Raw genomic sequence first — 2,065 nt, 5'->3', positions numbered from 1 at the left:
ACTATACGAGAGATTTTCAGCGCGAATGCGAGAGCCCCTACAAAAACGGGATGCTATCATATCAAATCCGTAGGTATCGGAATTATTCATCTCTCTCTTCTCTGACTCTGTGCCCTCTGCGCCCTCTGCGGTTAATCAAAAAAAATCCTGTCACCAATCAAATAAGATATTGATATGAGCTTAAAAATCTACTTTCTGCGACACGGTGAAACAGTTTACAGCAAAACAGGCGGCTTCTGCGGCGACCTCGACGCAGAATTGACACCGGAAGGTTCTATGATGGCCGAACAGTTTGCTGCAACTTACGCAAAATTGCCTTGGGATGCTGTTTATGTCAGTCCGATGAAACGAACTATTGCAACTGCAAAACCTTTGTGCGATGCGGTGGGAATTGAAATGCAGCTTCGCGACGGATTGAGGGAGATAAAGTACGGCAAGTGGGAAGGCGAAACGGTTGAATCTGTTCGCGAAAAATATGCTGAAGATTACATTAATTGGTTGACGGAACCGGCTTGGAATGCACCGACTGAGGGGGAAACTTCTGTGCAAATTGCTAGCCGATCGTCCTTAGTTATCGCAGAAATTCAGGAAAAGTACAAGAATGGTAATGTTTTGGTGGTTTCCCACAAGGCGACTATTCGGATTATTCTGTGCGGTTTGTTGGGGATTGATTTGGGAAGTTATCGCAATCGCATTGCCGCTTTAGCAGCTTCTATTAGTATTGTCAAGTTTGATGTGCGCGGGCCTATGCTGGAGGTTTTGGGCGATCGATCGCACATGGATGAAAACCTCCGCAATTTACCCGGTACTTGAAATGACGGGTAAGGTGCGCAGTGCACACCCTACAGTCTAAATCGCACCGATGTAAGACAATCCTAAAATCGTACCTGCTCCCAAAATATGACCGAACGCAGTAGTTCCCAAAACAGCACCCAAACTCAAACCGCCGAACATACTCGATGATGGCATTGCTGGGCCTGTGCTAGGATTTTTGATGGTTGATTTGCCGATCGCAATTGCTAAAATATTGCAAACAATCATAATCAAAGCGATTGTGGGGCTCCACTCTACGGTTCTGGGCGCCACGGCAAGTAAAATTTGTGTAAACATCGATCGGCTCCTTAAACTTTAATCAATGAAAATCTGATGAGGAAGGTATATCAAATAACCATATCCCTTGGCTACAAGTTGCATTAATACTTAATATCTTGACATTTTTATTCATAAGTATGGCAGGATCTCAAGTTTTCTTAGTCCGCGGAGGCGGACTTCGTTTGTGTAGTAGCGATTTCAATCGCCGAGGAATCTAAAAACTTTACCTGAGTTGATTTAGCGATGAAAATACTGGTATTAAACGCAGGTTCTAGCAGTCAAAAAAGCTGCTTGTACGAACTACATGACACGCTTCCCGATCGCCCGCCACAACCTCTCTGGGAAGCAAAAATAGATTGGACTCACCGCGAAGGTGCGGGGGAGTTGCAAGTCACAACTGCTGCTGGCTATAGGTTAGAGGAAGAAATTGCCTCGGATGAGCGCCCTGGGGCGATCGCTCGAATGCTAGAGACTCTGTGGCAGGGTGAAACTCAAGTTATTAACAGTTTAAACGAGATTGATATTGTCGGTCATCGCGTCGTACATGGCGGGAAAAAACATCAGCAAAGTACGCGAATTTCGCCGGAAGTCAAACAGGAAATCGCCCGTTTATCTGAGTTTGCTCCCGTCCACAATCCGATTAACTTGGAAGGTATCGAAGCAATTGAAAACATCCTCAAAAATGTGCCGCAAGTTGCAGTTTTTGATACTGCTTTTCACTCGGATTTGCCGCCCGCTGCGTTTGTCTATCCCGGCCCCTACGAATGGCTGGAAGACGGGATTCGCCGCTACGGTTTCCACGGGATTAGCCATCAATATTGCGCTCGCAGGGCTGCTGAAATTCTCAACCGCGATTCTGCCGATTTGCGTCTGATTACCTGTCATTTGGGCAATGGATGCTCTCTGGCGGCGGTTCGCGGCGGCCGGAGTGTTGACACTACTATGGGCTTTACTCCTTTGGATGGTTTGATGA

Annotated in this window: 2 protein-coding genes and 1 pseudogene; 2 read left to right on the top strand and 1 reads right to left on the bottom strand. The window is 46.5% G+C overall.

From position 1 onward, the window contains the following. Positions 1-174: 174 nt before the first annotated feature. The gene (locus QT974_RS33760) at positions 175-813 is read left to right on the top strand and encodes a histidine phosphatase family protein (RefSeq protein WP_333472716.1); all 639 of its coding nucleotides are present in this window, start codon (positions 175-177) and stop codon (positions 811-813) included. Positions 814-849: 36 nt separating this feature from the next. On the opposite strand, the gene psaK is transcribed toward QT974_RS33760, so the two are convergent. After that, positions 850-1,110: a photosystem I reaction center subunit PsaK gene (gene psaK / locus QT974_RS33755; RefSeq protein WP_333472715.1), complete on the bottom strand. Its 261-nt coding sequence runs from the start codon at positions 1,108-1,110 to the stop codon at positions 850-852. 225 nt (positions 1,111-1,335) lie between these two features. Here psaK and QT974_RS33750 point away from each other — a divergent pair. Beyond that, positions 1,336-2,065: pseudogene (locus tag QT974_RS33750) on the top strand (acetate kinase); the annotation flags it as partial.

Source organism: Microcoleus sp. BM001215392 (assembly GCF_036700185.1).
Taxonomy (GTDB): domain Bacteria; phylum Cyanobacteriota; class Cyanobacteriia; order Cyanobacteriales; family Microcoleaceae; genus Microcoleus.
This window is presented reverse-complemented; position numbering and strand designations above follow the sequence as displayed.